At 70.5% G+C, this 16,381-nt stretch carries 13 protein-coding genes; 4 read left to right on the top strand and 9 right to left on the bottom strand.

Annotation, left to right across the window (positions count from 1 at the left end):
• The 3 genes from BMW88_RS20120 to rpmE all read right to left on the bottom strand — a co-directional run bounded on the left by BMW88_RS20120 (position 1) and on the right by rpmE (position 2,599).
• A complete protein-coding gene (locus tag BMW88_RS20120; protein WP_089952813.1) occupies positions 1 to 1,209 on the bottom strand; it encodes an acyl-CoA thioester hydrolase/BAAT C-terminal domain-containing protein in 1,209 nt (402 codons plus the stop codon).
• Positions 1,210 to 1,232: 23 nt separating this feature from the next.
• Positions 1,233 to 2,297, bottom strand: a complete 1,065-nt coding sequence (gene prfA, locus BMW88_RS20125) for a peptide chain release factor 1 (RefSeq protein WP_089952815.1) — start codon at positions 2,295 to 2,297, stop codon at positions 1,233 to 1,235.
• Between the two features lie 89 nt (positions 2,298 to 2,386).
• Complete coding sequence (rpmE, locus tag BMW88_RS20130; protein ID WP_089952817.1) at positions 2,387 to 2,599, bottom strand: 50S ribosomal protein L31; 213 nt, start codon at positions 2,597 to 2,599, stop codon at positions 2,387 to 2,389.
• 255 nt (positions 2,600 to 2,854) lie between these two features.
• On the opposite strand from rpmE, the gene BMW88_RS20135 reads away from it, so the two are divergent.
• Positions 2,855 to 3,319, top strand: coding sequence for a hypothetical protein (locus tag BMW88_RS20135; protein ID WP_143116162.1), 465 nt, complete (start codon positions 2,855 to 2,857; stop codon positions 3,317 to 3,319).
• Positions 3,320 to 3,887: 568 nt separating this feature from the next.
• On the opposite strand, the gene rho is transcribed toward BMW88_RS20135, so the two are convergent.
• The 6 genes from rho to argS all read right to left on the bottom strand — a co-directional run bounded on the left by rho (position 3,888) and on the right by argS (position 12,528).
• The gene (rho, locus tag BMW88_RS20140; protein ID WP_089952820.1) at positions 3,888 to 5,888 is read right to left on the bottom strand and encodes a transcription termination factor Rho; all 2,001 of its coding nucleotides are present in this window, start codon (positions 5,886 to 5,888) and stop codon (positions 3,888 to 3,890) included.
• 321 nt (positions 5,889 to 6,209) lie between these two features.
• A complete protein-coding gene (gene thrB, locus BMW88_RS20145) occupies positions 6,210 to 7,067 on the bottom strand; it encodes a homoserine kinase (protein WP_089952822.1) in 858 nt (285 codons plus the stop codon).
• Positions 7,064 to 8,131, bottom strand: coding sequence for a threonine synthase (thrC, locus tag BMW88_RS20150; protein WP_089952824.1), 1,068 nt, complete (start codon positions 8,129 to 8,131; stop codon positions 7,064 to 7,066). The genes thrB and thrC overlap by 4 nt, the downstream gene beginning before the upstream one ends.
• A gap of 26 nt (positions 8,132 to 8,157) precedes the next feature.
• Positions 8,158 to 9,450, bottom strand: coding sequence for a homoserine dehydrogenase (locus BMW88_RS20155; RefSeq protein WP_245777925.1), 1,293 nt, complete (start codon positions 9,448 to 9,450; stop codon positions 8,158 to 8,160).
• 31 nt (positions 9,451 to 9,481) lie between these two features.
• On the bottom strand, positions 9,482 to 10,900 hold the full coding sequence (gene lysA / locus BMW88_RS20160) for a diaminopimelate decarboxylase (RefSeq protein WP_089953201.1): 1,419 nt from the start codon (positions 10,898 to 10,900) through the stop codon (positions 9,482 to 9,484).
• Positions 10,900 to 12,528: an arginine--tRNA ligase gene (gene argS / locus BMW88_RS20165; protein WP_089952828.1), complete on the bottom strand. Its 1,629-nt coding sequence runs from the start codon at positions 12,526 to 12,528 to the stop codon at positions 10,900 to 10,902. The genes lysA and argS overlap by 1 nt, the downstream gene beginning before the upstream one ends.
• Before the next feature lie 169 nt (positions 12,529 to 12,697).
• Between argS and BMW88_RS20170 the strand changes: the two genes are divergently transcribed.
• The 3 genes from BMW88_RS20170 to BMW88_RS20180 all read left to right on the top strand — a co-directional run bounded on the left by BMW88_RS20170 (position 12,698) and on the right by BMW88_RS20180 (position 16,257).
• Positions 12,698 to 13,525 carry a thioredoxin-like domain-containing protein gene (locus tag BMW88_RS20170; protein ID WP_089952830.1) on the top strand — a complete coding sequence of 276 codons (828 nt, stop codon included), beginning with the start codon at positions 12,698 to 12,700 and terminating at the stop codon, positions 13,523 to 13,525.
• Positions 13,525 to 14,217, top strand: coding sequence for a DUF305 domain-containing protein (locus BMW88_RS20175; RefSeq protein WP_089952832.1), 693 nt, complete (start codon positions 13,525 to 13,527; stop codon positions 14,215 to 14,217). The genes BMW88_RS20170 and BMW88_RS20175 overlap by 1 nt, the downstream gene beginning before the upstream one ends.
• 165 nt (positions 14,218 to 14,382) lie before the next feature.
• Positions 14,383 to 16,257, top strand: a complete 1,875-nt coding sequence (locus BMW88_RS20180; RefSeq protein WP_089952834.1) for an acyl-CoA dehydrogenase family protein — start codon at positions 14,383 to 14,385, stop codon at positions 16,255 to 16,257.
• Positions 16,258 to 16,381 lie beyond the last annotated feature (124 nt).

Raw genomic sequence — 16,381 nt, forward strand, 5'->3', positions numbered from 1 at the left:
CTAGGTCCCGAGCTGCTCCCGCAAGAACTCAACCGTCCGTTTCCAGGCGTTCGCCTGAGCGTGCGCGGTGGCCTGCGGAACACCACCACCCGAGAAGGTGACACCCGGTCCCGGGTAGGTCACGTCGGTCGCCGGCCGGTTCGGCGGGCCCGCGATCAGGTGTCCTGCCTCGGGATACACGACGTGCTCGTACGGGAACGGGTGGTCGTGGTCCTTCAGCCGCCGCAGCGCGACCTCGCTCAGCTCGGTGCTCGGCCACCCGTCGTCGCCGCCGGACGAGATGAGCAACACACCCCCGGCGATGTCCTCGACGCGGATCTCGGCCTCCTCGGGGATGCCGTCGGCCAGGTCGAACGCGAGCCGCAGCGGCACCGGCTCGCCGTTCACGATCGCGGCGCGGAGGTCCTCGCCGACGTAGTACGGCAGGTACGGCAGCGGCTCGCCCTTGAACGTCCACGAGGCGGCCTCGTGCTGCAGCTTCTGCAACAGGTTGGCGCCGGGCCCGATCGCCTGCGTCACCACACCGCTGCCGACGACGCTGACCACGGCCTCGACCCGCGGGAACTTCGAGCCGACCAGCAACGCCAGCTCGCCGCCGCGCGAGCCGCCGACGACACCGATCCGACCCGCGCGCTCGGCCAGGTGGTCGATCGCCGTGCCGAAGTACTCCAGCGGGACGTCCTCGAGGTGCTCGGGCAGACCGGCCATGCCGAAGTAGCCGAGCGCGAGCGTGACGAACCCGTGCCCGGCCAGGAGAGCCGCGTCGGTCTCGTGCAGGCCGCCCTCCGAGCCCCCCAGCACGATGACGCCCGGCAGGTCGCCTCCGCCGTCCTCAGGGGCGAACAGGGTGCCCACCAGTCCGCCCTCGCGGACCTCCTGCCGCTCCACGCCCTCGGGCACGCCGAGGCGCTCGATCTCGACCTCGCCGGCGCCGTCGACGGACAGGCACGCCGGCCCCGGCTTGCCGCCGGTGCGTTCGAGCGACCAGAACAGCCCCATCGGGTCGACACCGGAGTAGGTGCCTTCCTTCGGGGCGTGCCTGGTGAGGTCCACGACACCGCGTTCGTCGGCGATGAAGACGCCGTGGGACGCGCGGTCTCCTGTGGACAGTTGGACGGTGACCTCGCCGCCGGGCGGGAGCCCGGTCACGACGACGTCGACCTGCCGGTCGAGGGGCGCGGACTTCGGGTTCACCAGGATCTCGGCCACAACGCGCCCCTTCTCACGTCGGTCTACCCGCCAGCGAGCCGTTCTGCCCGGTCAGCGGCGGCCAGCGCGTCCACCACCGCGTCCAGGTCACCGTCGAGGACCTGGTCCAGGTTATGCGCTTTGTACCCAACCCGGTGATCGGAAATACGTGATTCGGGGAAGTTGTAGGTCCTCACCCGTTCACTGCGGTCGACCGTCCGGATCTGGACGCGCCGAGCGTCGCTCTGCTCCTGCGCCTTCTGCTCCTCCGCGAGCGCGGCGAGCCTCGACTGCAGGACCTGCATCGCGCGGGCCTTGTTCTGCAGCTGGCTGCGCTCGTTCTGGCAGGAGACGACGATGCCGGTGGGCAGGTGCGTGATGCGGACCGCGGAGTCGGTGGTGTTGACCGACTGCCCGCCCTTGCCGCTCGACCGGTAGACGTCGATGCGCAGGTCGTTCTCGTTGATCTCGACCTCGGCGGTCTCCTCGGTCTCCGGGAAGACGAGAACACCGGCGGCGGAGGTGTGGATGCGCCCCTGCGACTCCGTGACGGGCACGCGCTGGACGCGGTGCACGCCGCCCTCCCACTTCAGCCGGCTCCACACACCGTCGGGCGTGGTGGTCTTGGCCTTGATGGCGACCGTGACGTCCTTGAAGCCACCGAGGTCGGAGTCGGTGCCGTCGAGCATCTCGACCTTCCACCCCTGCCGCTCCGCGTACCGCGTGTACATGCGGAGCAGGTCCCCGGCGAACAGCGCGGACTCCTCGCCACCCTCACCGGACTTGATCTCCAGCAGCACGTCGTCCCCGTCGTGCGGGTCACGCGGCAGCAGCAGCTCGGTGAGCTGCTGCTCCAGCTTGGGGAGCTGCTGCTCGATCTGCTCGACCTCGTCCTGGAAGGACCGGTCCTCCGCGGCGAGCTCCCTGGCCGCCTCCAGGTCGTTCCTGACCTGCTCGATCTCCCGAGCCGTCTTCACGATGGGCCCGAGCGCGGCGTACCGCTTCCCGAGCTTGCGCGCGCCGGCCTGGTCAGCGTGCACGCTGGGGTCGGCGAGCTTCTTCTCGAGCTCGTCGTACTCGGCGAGCAGGCTGTCCAGCGACTGCGACACGGTTCTTCGACTCCCTGGTTGTGGGTCGTGCAAACGGCAACGGCGCCTGACCTCGGCGTGAAAGCCGAGGTCAGGCGCCGTGGAAGCAGCTACTTGTTGCGCTTGCCGTACCGCGCCTCGAAGCGCGCGACGCGACCGCCGGTGTCGAGGATGCGCTGCTTGCCCGTGTAGAACGGGTGGCAGTTCGAGCACATCTCGACCCGGACCTCGGAGGCCGAGGTGGTGCTGCGGGTCGTGAAGCTGTTGCCGCAGCTGCACGTCACCTCGGTAGAGGTGTACTCCGGGTGGATTCCAGTCTTCAAGATCTTGTCCCTTTCAAGGATGGCCGCCGGGTCCCAGTTGGTGAACGGGTGAACCGGAGCCGGACTCGACCGTTTAGTTTGCCAGACCGTTCAACACGTGCAAAAACGCGGTTGTTCCCGAGGACCGCCCATACCCCATGAGGTGGCTGAAGTCACAACCGCTTAACCCCCCTGATACGCCGTTCGGCGCAAGGTAGGCCCGTTCGACCAGATACGGCTCCATGTTGTTGGTGCGCGTCCACCAGACTATGTGCCGTGTTCTGCGCCGCCGATCGGCCAACGAGCTTCGGGACATGGCTCGCAGTGCCGTTCCTGTTCGCTGCCGCCGTGTTCGGCCTGATGGGGTCAGCAGGGCTGATCACCGCGTCCTGGACCACCGTGGCCCTGTCCCCGGTGGTCACCGGCGCGGGCGTCGCGGTGGCCGCGGCGGTGTCCGGCAACGTGCGCTGGCCCCGAGCCTGGCACCGCACCTGGCTGCGCTGGCCGTACCTGGCAACGGTGCTCACCCTCGGCGTGGTCGTCGGCGCGGTGGAGATCCCCGCCCTGCTCACGACGGTGGTGGGCGTGCCGGTGCTGCTGGCGCTGGTGTTCCAGTGCCTGATGCAGACCGACGAGGGCCGACCGGCCTCGGACTGCCGCTGGCCAGGCTTTTCGCAGGCTTCCGCAGGGGTCCCCTCGGATTCGGAGTCCCCCGCGACCCAACGTACCGAGCGGGTCTGACAGTTCCGCGGGGTTGACCGCGCAGGTCGACCCCCACAGCTGAGCCCACCACATTCATCGAGGTAAACCGACCGCGACGGCGAAGCCGAGCCGTCCGCGAAGCCGCAGGCGAGCCCAGCGAAGGCGAAGCCGAGCCGTCTTCCCTCACACACGAGGCGGGTGGCGTGGTCCCGGCACGAGTCGTGCCGAAGCCTTTGCCGCGCCCGAGGGGTCAGGTCAAGTCGACACGCTTCTCGTCGACTTGACCTGACCCCTCGGGTGTGGCTGCCTCTGGTGCGACTCGTGCCGGGACCACGCCACACCCCAAGCACCCACGCAACAGCAAGCCGCCCAAACCAACAGGCGTGCCACCAACCCGCCAACGGCGCCGGCCGGTCCTGGATCAGATTGCGGGGTCCGGGGCGGAGCCCCGAAGCCCTAAAACCGCAGCCCAACCAGCGCAACGCAACCCTCGGACACCCCCCGGACACCCCCGAACCCCACAGCTACGACATTCGAGTGAAGAAAGCGAAAAAGCCCCCGCTGACCAGCAGCGGAGGCAATTTCACGTGAAACTGACAAGCCCAGCTCAGTCCTGCTCGGCCCCAGGCGTCGTCTTGGCCACCTGCATCAAGAACTCGATGTTGGTGCGAGACTTCCGCAGCCGGTCGAGCAGCAGGTCGATGGCCTGCTGACCGTCCAGGGCGTGCAGCACCCGGCGCAGCTTGTGCGTGACGGCCATCTCGTCCGGCGACAGCAGCAGCTCTTCCTTGCGGGTACCGGAGGAGTCGACGTCGACGGCGGGGAAGGTCCGCTTGTCCGCGATCTTGCGGTCGAGCTTTAGCTCGGCGTTGCCCGTGCCCTTGAACTCTTCGAAGATCACCGAGTCGCCCGCGGAACCGGTCTCCACCAGCGCGGTGGCGATGACGGTCAGCGAACCGCCGCTCTCGATGTTCCGGGCGGCGCCCAGGAACCTCTTCGGCGGGTACAGCGCCGTGGAGTCGACACCACCGGACAGGATCCGGCCGGACGCCGGAGCCGCCAGGTTGTACGCACGGCCCAGACGCGTGATCGAGTCCAGCAGCACGACGACGTCGTGGCCCATCTCGACCAGGCGCTTCGCCCGCTCGATCGCGAGCTCGGAGATGGTCGTGTGGTCCGACGGCGGCCGGTCGAAGGTCGAGGCGATGACCTCGCCCTTCACCGAGCGCTGCATGTCGGTGACCTCTTCGGGCCGCTCGTCCACGAGCACGACCATCAGGTGGCACTCGGGGTTGTTCTTCGTGATCGCGTTGGCGATCGACTGCAGCACCGAGGTCTTGCCGGCCTTCGGCGGAGACACGATCAGGGCGCGCTGGCCCTTGCCGATCGGCATCACCAGGTCGATGACGCGGGTGGTGAGGATGTGCGGCTCGGTCTCCAGGCGCAGGCGCTCGTTCGGGTAGAGCGGCGTCAGCTTGGTGAAGTCCGGGCGGTTGCGCGCCTCTTCCGGGTCCAGGCCGTTGATCTTGTCGACGCGGACCAGCGGGTTGAACTTCTGGCGCTGCTGCTCGCCGTCGCGCGGCTGGCGGACGGCACCGGTGATGGCGTCGCCGCGGCGCAGGCCGTACTTGCGGACGAGCGAGAGCGAGACGTAGACGTCGTTCGAGCCCGCCAGGTAACCCGACGTGCGGACGAACGCGTAGTTCTCCAGCACGTCCAGGATGCCCGCGACCGGGAGCAGGACGTCGTCGTCGCGCACCTCGGTCTCGCGGTCCGGGCGCTCGCCGGCCTCACCGCGGCCACCGCGGCGGCGGCGGTCGCGGAAGCGGCCACGACGGCCGTCGCCGTCGTCGTCGTTCTGCTGGCCACCGCCCTGGCGGTCGCCGCGGTCGCCGCGCTCACCGCGGTCGCGGTTGCGGTCACGGCCGCTCCGCTCACCGCGGTCCGAACGCTCGGAACGGTCCGAACGCTCACCGCGGTCGGAACGCTCGGAACGGTCCGAACGCTCACCGCGGTCGGAACGCTCGGAGCGCTCGCCGCGGTCGGAACGCTCGGAGCGGTCCTGGCGGTCGGAACGCTCGCCGCGCTCGGCGCGGTCGGGACGCTCGGAGCGCTGCTCCTGCTGCTGGCCCTCGCCCGCCTCGGCGTTGCCGCCACCACGGCCGGAACGGCGGCGACGGTTGCCCCGGCGTCCGCCCTCCTCGGCAGCGGAGCCGGTCTCGGCAGGGGCAGCCGCCACGGGCTTCTCCGCTACCTCGAGCTGCTGCTGAACAGGCTTTTCGGCGGTCTTCTCGACCACCTTCTCAGCAGGGGTCTCGGCGGGGGCCTCGGCCTTGGCGGCGGCCTTCGCGGGCTTCTCCGCCTTGGCGGGGGCGCCGGAGCCCTGCTTCTCCTTGATGGCCGCGATCAGGTCGCCCTTGCGCAGGCCAGCGGTTCCGGTGATGCCAAGCTGGCCGGCGAGCTCACGGAGCTCAGCGAGGACCATGCCGGACAGACCCGCGCGGCGGCGCGGCGTCGTGCCGTTCGAAGGGGTGGACAGAGCGGTCTCCTCGGCTCCAGAACCAGAAGCAGCTGCGACATCGCTGCTCAGCAAATCGGTGTTGCTCACACATGTCCTTCCTGACCAGGCCCCGCCTCCTACGCGACCCAGCGGACCCGCCTTCCCGCTTCAACTGGGGAACGGCGGTCAGTCCGATGCAGACGGAAGCACACACCGCTTCCGGCAAGCACGGGACTTTTCTCAGGTCACACGGCGATCGGGTGCCTCTTTTGCGTCCGCCCCGCCCGCACGGCACAGGGCCGGAACACAAAAGGATTGCGACCCGGAACGAATGTCCGGGCGCGACACCGGCGCCCGTGCGCGCGGTGACTGATCGCCCCCGAGGGTAGACGCCGGTCCCCCGGCATGCAACAACCGGGGTCGGGCGTGTCAGTCCAATGGCCGAATGCGCACGCCGGCCCTGTCGACGTCGAGTCTCCGCACGTCGAAGCCGTGCACGTCCACCTCGGCCGGGATCTCCCCGAACGCGATCACGGTGGGTCCCGCTCCGGACACGCAGGCGGGAACACCGAGCTTGCGAAGATCGTTGATCACCCGAACGGTGTCGGGCCACGCGGGCTCGCGGTAGTTCTGGTGGAGGCGATCCTCAGTAGCGGCAAGGAGAACGGACGGATCGGACGTGAGCGCGTGCACCGCCAGGGCCGCTCGCCCCGCGGCGTGCGCGGCGTCGGCGTGCGGCACCTCGGCCGGAAGCAGGCCCCGCGTCGTCCTGGTGGACGACTCCTGCGACGGGATCAGCACGATCGGGCGCACGCGTGCGTCGGCGTCCATCCGGACCGCGCGGTAACGCTCCCCTTCGGACCACGCGACGACGACGCCCCCGAACAGCGAGGCGGCGGCGTTGTCCGCGTGCCCCTCGAACTCGGCGGCGATTTGCAACGCCTCCGTGTCCAGCTCGCGACCCGTCAGGGTGAACCCGGCTGCGACGCCCGCCACGATCGCGGCGGCCGACGAGCCCAGCCCGCGTGCGTGCGGGATGGTGTTCCGGCACCTCAGCGCCAGTCCTCCGGTGTAACCGGTGGCGCGGACGGCCCGCACGACGAGATGGGTCTCGTCGAGCGGGACCTCACCGGCCCCCGCGCCGTCCACGGCGATGGAGAGGCCGCCGGAGCCGTCCTCCGGGACGGCCACCTCGACGTCGTCGTACATGCCGAGCGCCATGCCCAGCGCGTCGAACCCCGAACCGAGGTTCGCGGTCGACGCGGGAACGGAGACGAGGAACTTCACGCGAGCTCCAGCGCGTGCGCGACGGCACCGGGGTCGACCGGGACCGGCTCGACCTCGGTCGTGCCGAGCAACGCGGTGTCGGGGTCCTTCAGGCCGTGGCCGGTGACCGTGCACACGACCGTCGAGCCCTTGGGCAGCCGGCCGTCCTCGGCGGTCATCAGCAGGCCGGCGATGGACGCGGCCGACGCGGGCTCGACGAAGATGCCCTCGCTGGAGGCCAGCAGCCGGTAGGCGGCGAGGATCTGCTCGTCGGTGACGGCGTCGATCAGGCCACCGGACTCGTCCCGCGCGGTGACGGCCCCCGTCCACGACGCCGGGCTGCCGATCCGGATCGCGGTCGCGATGGTCTCCGGTTTCGGCACCGGCTGCCCGCTGACCAGCGGTGCCGCGCCCGCGGCCTGGAAGCCGAACATCCTGGGCAGGCCCTGGTCGTAGGACGTGTAGCCCTTCCAGTACGCGGTGATGTTGCCCGCGTTGCCGACCGGCAGGCAGTGCACGTCCGGCGCCCGGCCGAGCACGTCGCACACCTCCCAGGCAGCGGTCTGCTGGCCGACCAGCCGCACCGGGTTGACCGAGTTCACCAGCGTGACCGGGTACTCGGCCGCGGTCTTGGACGCGAGCTCCAGGCAGTCGTCGAAGTTGCCGTCGATCTGGAGGATCTTCGCGCCGTGCATGACGGCCTGGGCGAGCTTGCCCATCGCGATCTTGCCGCTGGGCACCAGCACGGCCGCCGTCAGCCCCGCCTTGGCCGCGTAGGCCGCGGCGGACGCCGACGTGTTGCCGGTGGAGGCGCAGATCACAGCCTTGAGGCCGGACGCGAGCGCGTACGTCATCGCGACGGTCATGCCGCGGTCCTTGAACGAGCCGGTCGGGTTCGCGCCCTCGACCTTGACCCAGACGTCGCAGCCGGTGGCCGCGGACAGCCGCCCGGCGTGCACCAGCGGCGTGCCGCCCTCGTGCAGCGTCACGACCTCGGCGCCCCGCGGGATCTCGATGCGATCCCGGTAGGCGTTGATGAGTCCGGGCCAGCCGGCTCTCGCCGGGTTCGTTCCTCCTGGGCTCATTCCTCCTGGGCTCATTCCTCCTGGGCTCATTCCTCGCCCTCCACCCTCATCACGCTCACGACGTCCCGCACCACCGGGAGCCCGCCGATCTTGTCCACAGTGGACCGCAGCGCGGCGTCGGTCGCCGCGTGCGTGACGATCACCAGGCTGGCGTCCTCGACGCGGCCTTCCTGGCGGACCGCGGCGATGCTCACGTCGTGCTCGGCGAACACGGCGGCGACCTGCGAGAGGACACCGGCCTTGTCCGCCACGTCGAGGCTGATGTGGTAGCGCGTCGGCGTGTGCCCCATGGGCTGCGCGGGAAGCGCGGCGTAGGCGGACTCGCGCGGACCGCGTCCGCCCGCCACCTGGTTGCGCGCCACGGCGACCAGGTCGCCGAGCACCGCGCTCGCCGTCGGGGCGCCACCGGCGCCCTGTCCGTAGAACATCATCTCCCCCGCCGCGTCTGCCTCGACGAACACCGCGTTGAACGCACCGTTGACGCTCGCCAGCGGATGCGTCCTGGGGATCATGGCCGGGTGAACTCGAACGGCGACTGACTCCTGGCCTGACGGCGCGGTGACGCGCTCGCAGATCGCGAGCAGCTTCACCGTGCGGCCGAGGCCCCTGGCCGCCGCGATGTCGGCCGCGGACACCGCGCGGATGCCCTCGCGGTAGACGTCCGCGGCCGTCACCCTGGTGTGGAAGGCGAGGGACGCGAGGATCGCGGCCTTCGACGCGGCGTCGAAGCCGTCGACGTCGGCGGTCGGGTCGGCCTCGGCGTAACCGAGGCGCGAGGCCTCCTCGAGCGTCTCGGCGTAGCCCGCGCCCGTGGCGTCCATCGCGGACAGGATGAAGTTCGTCGTGCCGTTGACGATGCCCATGACGCGCGTGATCCGGTCTCCCGCGAGGGACTCCCGCAGCGGGCGCAGCAACGGGATCGCGCCGGCGACGGCCGCCTCGAAGTAGAGGTCGGCACCGGAGGCGTCGGCGGCCTCGAAGAGGTCCGGGCCGTGCTCGGCGAGCAGCGCCTTGTTCGCGGTGACGACGGACTTGCCCGCCCGCAACGCGTCCAGCAGCAGCCCGCGCGTCGGGTCGATGCCGCCGATGACCTCGACGACCACGTCGACGTCGGCGGAGGTGACGAGCGCGGCGGCGTCCGTGGTGAGCAGGTGCTCGGGCACCTCTCGGTGCTTGTTCGGCCTGCGCACGGCGATGCCCGCGAGCTCGACCGGCGCGCCGATCCGCTGGGTGAGGTCGTCGGCCTGGTCCGTCAGCAGCCGGACCACCTCCGTGCCGACCGTGCCGCAACCGAGCAGGGCAACGCGAATAGGTTTCACAGCGTTTGGCCCCTCTTTGCCAGGCACCGTCCTACACCTCCAGGCGGAACAGGTCGTCCTCGGTTTCGCGGCGCAGCACGAGCCGCGCCTCGCCGTCGGTCACCGCGACGAGCGCGGGCCTCGGAAGTCGGTTGTACCCGCTCGCCATCGAGTAGCAGTAGGCCCCGGTCGCAGCGACCGCCACCAGGTCTCCCGGCGCGAGGTCGTCCGGCAGCCAGCAGTCGCGGACCACGATGTCACCGGACTCGCAGTGCTTGCCCACGACGCGGCACAGCACGGCCGCCGCGTCGGGCGCCGCGGCCCGCGAGACGAGCTTGCAGTCGTAGACGGCGTCGTAGAGCGCCGTGCGGATGTTGTCGCTCATCCCGCCGTCGACGCTGACGTACCGGCGGCGGGCGCCGCCGTCCAGCTCGATGTCCTTGATGGTGCCGACCTCGTACACGGTGACCGTGCCGGGCCCGACGATCGCGCGGCCCGGCTCGACCGCGATGCGAGGCATCTCGAGGCCGTTGTGCTCGCACTCCTTGCGCACGATGTTGTGCAACTGCCGCGCGAGCTCGGCGGGCGGGGGCGGGTCGTCGTCCGGCGTGTAGGCGATGCCCAGACCACCGCCGAGGTCGACGACGCCCAGCGACGGGATGTCGCCGTGCTCGGAGCGGATCTCGGCGAGCAGGCCGATCACGCGGCGGGCGGCGACCTCGAAGCCGGACGCGTCGAAGATCTGCGAGCCGATGTGGCTGTGCAGGCCGACGAGCTCGAGGCCGGTCGCCTTGAGCACGCGGCGCACCGCCTCGGCCGCGTCGCCCGACGACAGCGAGAAGCCGAACTTCTGGTCCTCGTGTGCGGTCGCGATGAACTCGTGGGTGTGCGCCTCGACGCCGACCGTCACGCGGATCAGCACCGGCTGCACCACCCCGCGTTCGCGCGCGATGTGGTCGAGCCGCGCGATCTCGTGGTACGAGTCGACCACGATCCCGCCGACGCCCGCCTCGACGGCCGCCGTCAGCTCGGCGACGCTCTTGTTGTTGCCGTGCAGGGCGATCCGCTCGGCCGGGAAGTCCGCCCGCAGCGCGATGGCGAGCTCGCCGCCGCTGCAGACGTCGATCGAGAGGCCTTCCTCGGCCACCCACCTCGCCACCTGGACGCTCAGGAACGCCTTCGAGGCGTAGTGCACGAGCGTCGGGTCGCCGAACGCCTCGGCGTGCTCGCGGCAGCGTGCGCGGAAGTCCTGCTCGTCCATGACGAACAACGGGGTGCCGTACTGCTCGGCGAGCCCGCGCACGTCCACGCCGGCCAGTTCCACGACGCCCGCGTCGCCGCGCCGGGCGTTGCGCGGCCACACGTTCGGGTGCAGGTGGTCGAGCTGCTGGGCGGTGGAGGGGCGGTCGCCGGCGGTGTTGCCGGGGATCATGACGTCGGCGTGCCGGGGTCCGGCCGGGTGCGCGCGCATCACATGCGCTCCGGGGCGGTCACGCCGAGCAGGCCGAGGCCCGCGGCGAAGACGCGCCTGGTGGCGTTGACGAGCTGAAGCCTGACCTGGTGCAACGGAGTCGTCTCCTCGTCGCCGCGGGGGAGGACGCGGCAGTCCTGCTGGAAGCGGTGGTACGTGCCCGCGAGCTCCTCGAGGTAGCGGGCGACGCGGTGCGGTTCCCGCAGCTCGGCGGCGGTGGCCACCACTCGCGGGAACTCGCCGATGGTGCGGATGAGGTCGCCCTCGCGCTCGTGGGTGAGCAGCGCGAAGTCCTCGCCAGGGGTGATGCCGAGGTCGGCGGCGTTGCGCAGGATCGACGACGTGCGCGCGTGGGCGTATTGCACGTAGTAGACCGGGTTGTCGTTGCTGTGCTTGCGCAGCAGGTCGAGGTCGATGTCCAGGCCGGAGTCGACGCTCGACCGGACCATCGCGTACCTCGCGGCGTCCACGCCGACCGCGTCGACCAGGTCCTCCATCGTGATGACGGTGCCGGCGCGCTTGCTCATCCGGACGGGCTGGCCGCCGCTCACGAGGTTGACGAGCTGGCCGATCAGCACCTCGACGCTGTCCGGGTCGTCGCCCAGGGCGGCCGCGGCGGCCTTGAGGCGCGCGATGTAGCCGTGGTGGTCCGCGCCGAGCATGTAGATGCACAGGTCGAAGCCGCGGCCGCGCTTGTCGACGAGGTAGGCGATGTCGCCCGCGATGTAGGCCGGGTTGCCGTCGCTCTTGATGACGACGCGGTCCTTGTCGTCGCCGAAGTCGGTGGACCGCAGCCACCAGGCGCCGTCCTGCTCGTACAGCGAGCCGTTGGCCTTGAGCTTCGCCACCGCCTCGCCGACGCGGCCGCTGCGGTGCAGCGAGTCCTCGTGGAAGAAGACGTCGAAGTCGGTGCCGAAGTCGTGCAGGCTGCGCTTGATCTCCTCGAACATCAGCCCGACGCCGATCCTGCGGACGGTCTCGGGGTCGCCCAGCGCCCCCGGCTCGCGGCGCAGCACCTCGGCGGCGATGTCGCTCACGTACGTGCCCGCGTAGCCGTCCTCCGGCACTGGCTCGCCCTTGGCGGCGGCGATCAGCGACCGGACGAACCTGTCGATCTGCGCGCCCGCGTCGTTGAAGTAGTACTCGCGGGTGACCTCGGCGCCACGGGCGCTCAGGACCCTGCCGAGCGCGTCGCCGACGGCCGCCCAGCGCGCACCGCCCAGGTGGATGGGGCCGGTCGGGTTCGCGGAGACGAACTCCAGGTTGATCCTCTTGCCGCTCAGCTCGGCGCCGGTGCCGTAGCCGTCCTCCAGCGCCGCGCGGACGATCGCGCCCTGGGCCTCGGTGGCGATCGTGAGGTTCAGGAAACCCGGGCCCGCGACGTCGGCCCTGGCGATCGCGTCCTGGCCCTGCAACGCCTCGGCGAGCCACGTGGCGAACTCGCGCGGCGCGACCCCCGCCTTCTTCGCGAGCTGGAGCGCCACGTTGGTGGCGTAGTCGCCGTGCTCGGGGTTCCTCGGTCGCTCGACCGTCACCTGCTCGGGGAGCGCGGTGGTGTCCAGACGCCGGTCGGCCAGCAACTGCGCAACCGTGGTCCGGACGAGATCGGCGAGCACTTCAGGGGTCACGGGAGATGAGTTTAGAGAAGCGTTGTCGCAGGTCTCGACCGGGTTACCGGGTCTCGGAGGGTGAGACGGCAAGTGTTAACGCGCACGTGGTATCGCCCTGCGCTGACAGCGATCCGACACGGAGTCCCTACACTGGCGCCGGTTGACCAGGACGACATCTGAGGCGGACATGGTAAGCGGCAAGAAGACGAAGGCGACGCGCAACAGCGTGGCCGCGGCCCGTTCCTCGGTGGTGGCGAGCAAGCCCAAGCCGTGGGGCACGATCATCGCGGTCATCGCGGTGCTGGGCCTCGCGGGCGGTGTTTTCGGATACGCGTACTCGCAGATCCACGCGAACAACGTCAAAGAGGCCGCCCTGGCCAAGTGGAAGCCCTCCGACACGAACAAGGACCCGTCGGCGCAGCTCGCGGGCATCGTGATCAAGGAGTACAAGGGCTCCCGCCACGTCGAGCCGACCCAGCGCGTCGCCTACGACCAGACCCCCGCGTTCGGCGGCCCGCACGACGCCCAGTGGGCCGACTGCACCGGCGTCGTCTACGACAAGGCCGTGCGCACGGAGAACATGGTCCACGGCCTGGAGCACGGCGCCGTGTGGATCGCGTACAACCCGGACCAGGTCAAGGACGACGCCCTCACGAAGCTCAAGACGCGGGTCGAGGGCATCCCGTACATGATGCTGTCGCCGTTCCCCGGTCTCGACAAGCCGATCTCGCTGCAGTCCTGGGGCCACCAGCTGAAGGTCGACAACGCCGACGACGAGCGCATCGACCAGTTCATCTCGTCGCTGCTGCGCAACGCGAACACCTACCCCGAGGTCGGCGCGTCCTGCGAGAACCCGCAGTTCCTGTCGAACCCGGCCCCGTTCGTGGCCGAGAAGCCGGGCGCCGACGCCGTGCCGATGGACGGCGGCAAGGACGACTCCGTGACCGAGGGCCAGCCGCAGAACCCCAGCACGCCGCCCGCGTCGGGCTCCGCCTCGACGCCGCCGTCGAGCTGATGAGCTCTCCTTCCGCCGACGAGGCCGAGCGCCCCTCCGGGGTCGCTCGGTACCTCGTGATCGGTGCCGCCGTGCTGGCGGTCCTGCTGCTCGGCGCGGCGGTCGGCCTCCTGGTGAAGCTGCCCGGTTCGACCTCCTCGGCCACGGCGCCGGCCTCCGGTTCCGCGGACGTCGGGTTCTGCCAGGACATGTCCGTGCACCACCTGCAGGGCATCCAGATGGCCAACACGGCGCGCGACCGCTCCACGGACCCGGAGATCCGCCAGCTCGCGTTCGACATCGCCTCCACCCAGCTCGAGCAGGTCGGGCGGATGAAGGGGTGGCTGATGATGTGGAACGAGCACGAGCAGAACATCTCCGGCGTCTACATGGCGTGGATGAACGACTCGGGCGTGCACGGCCACGGCGCCACCACGCCCGAGGCCGGCAAGCCGCTGATGCCCGGCATGGCCACGACCGACGAGCTGACGAAGCTGCGGACGATGCCGCCCGGCCGCGACTTCGACGTGTACTTCCTCCAGCTCATGCTCCGCCACCACGTGGGCGGGGCGCCGATGGCGGAGTACGCCGCGACGCGGGCGGGGCAGCCGTTCGTCCGGACGCTGGCCGACAACATGCTGAAGTCGCAGTCTTCCGAGACCGAGCTGATGAAGGACTACCTGGCCAAGCGCGGAGCCGCACCGCTGCCGTAGCCGGAAGCGATTCCGCAGGGCCGTCCCGCACGCCGGGGCGGCCCTGTCGCTTTTTGCGCGTCACGACCGGACCGGTGTGGCGGGCCGTGCGGGTTCACTCCGCGAGCCGGTGGACATCGGCCTACCCCTGAGTAACGTGGGTCACACCCCTACTCGGAGGTAACCATGACCGTCGACGAGCGCGCGGCCAGACAGGTCGCCGAACAGGCCCGGGAAACCCGCTGGCAGCGACCGAGCTTCGGCAAGGAGCTCTTCCTCGGCCACTTCCGCCTCGACCTCATCCACCCGCACCCGAGCGGCAGCGCGGAGGACCGCGCGCGTGGCGAGGCGTTCCTCGAGAAGCTCCGCGAGTTCACCGAGTCCCGCATCGACAACACCGTCATCGAACGGGACGCGCAGATCCCCGACGACGTGCTGAAGGGCCTCAAGGACCTCGGCGCGTTCGGCATGAAGATCAAGCCCGAGTACGGCGGCGTCGGCCTCACCCAGGTCTACTACAACAAAGCCCTCATGCTGGTCGGCAGCGCGAACCCCGCGGTCGGCGCGATGCTCTCGGCGCACCAGTCGATCGGCGTCCCGCAGCCGATCGCGATGTTCGGCAGCCCCGAGCAGAAGCAGGAGTTCCTGCCGAGGTGCGCCAAGGGCGAGATCACCGCGTTCCTGCTCACCGAACCGGACGTCGGCAGCGACCCGGCGAGGCTCGGCACCACGGCCGTCCCGGACGGCGACGACTACGTCCTCAACGGCGTCAAGCTCTGGACCACCAACGGTGTCGTGGCCGACCTCCTCGTCGTCATGGCCCAGGTGCCGGAACGGGGCATCACCGCGTTCGTCGTGGAGGCCGGCGCCGAGGGCATCACGGTCGAGAACCGCAACGCGTTCATGGGCCTGCGCGGCCTGGAGAACGGCGTCACGAGGTTCCACGACGTCCGCGTCCCGAAGAAGAACGTCATCGGCAAGGAGGGCGCGGGCCTCAAGATCGCGCTCGCCACGCTCAACACCGGCCGCCTCAGCCTCCCCGCGCTGTGCGCCGGCAGCGCCAAGTGGTGCCTGAAGGTCGCCCGCGAGTGGAGCACCGAACGCGTCCAGTGGGGTCTGCCGGTCGGCAGGCACGAGGCCATCGCCGGCAAGATCGCCTACATCGCCGCGACCGCGTACGCGCTGGAAGCCGTGCTGGACCTGAGCTCCGAGCTCGCGGACGCCGGCGAGCACGACATCCGCATCGAGGCCGCGCTCGCCAAGCTCTACGCGAGCGAGAAGGCCTGGCTGGTGGCCGACGAGCTGGTCCAGGTCCGCGGCGGGCGCGGCTACGAGACCGCGCAGTCCCAGGCCGCGCGCGGGGAACGCGGCGTCGCGGCCGAGCAGGTCCTCCGCGACCTGCGGATCAACCGGATCTTCGAGGGCTCCACCGAGATCATGCACCTGCTGATCGCCAGGGAGGCCGTCGACGCCCACCTGTCCGTGGCGGGCGACATCATCGACCCGGACGCCGACCGGCAGGCCAAGATCAGGGCCGCGGCCAAGGCGGGCGGGTTCTACGCCAAGTGGTTCCCGACCCTCATCGTCGGCAAGGGGCAGAGCCCGGCCGGGTACACCGAGTTCGGCCCGCTCGCGAGGCACCTGCGGTTCGTCGAGCGGTCGGCCCGCAAGCTGGCGCGGCAGACGTTCTACGCCATGTCGCGGTGGCAGGGGAAGATGGAGCGCAAGCAGCGGTTCCTCAGCCGGATCGTGGACATCGGCGCCGAGCTGTTCGCCATCAGCGCCGCCTGTGTGCGGGCCGTGCAGGACCGGAACCCGAACTCGCAGCAGCTCGCGGACGCGTTCGCGAAGCAGGCGCGGATCAGGGTCGACGAGCTGTTCGAGAAGCTCTGGAAGAACACCGACGACAGCGACCAGGTGGTCGCGAGGCAGGTCCTCGACGGCAACTACGCGTGGCTGGAGGACGGCGTCGTCGACGTGTCGATCCCGGGACCGTGGATCGCCGACTCCACCCACCGCGCGTCGACGGCGGCGAACGTCCACCGGCCGACACCGCGTTAGCCCGTTGCTGCACTGGGCAGGCTGATGGTGGTGCGGCGCGGCACCTGCCCAGTGCACGGCCGGTAGGGGCTACGTCCCCCGCATCCCCTACCGGCTCCCCTTGCAACGGAAGGACACAACTTCC

Source organism: Lentzea xinjiangensis (assembly GCF_900110955.1).
Lineage (GTDB): Bacteria > Actinomycetota > Actinomycetes > Mycobacteriales > Pseudonocardiaceae > Lentzea > Lentzea xinjiangensis.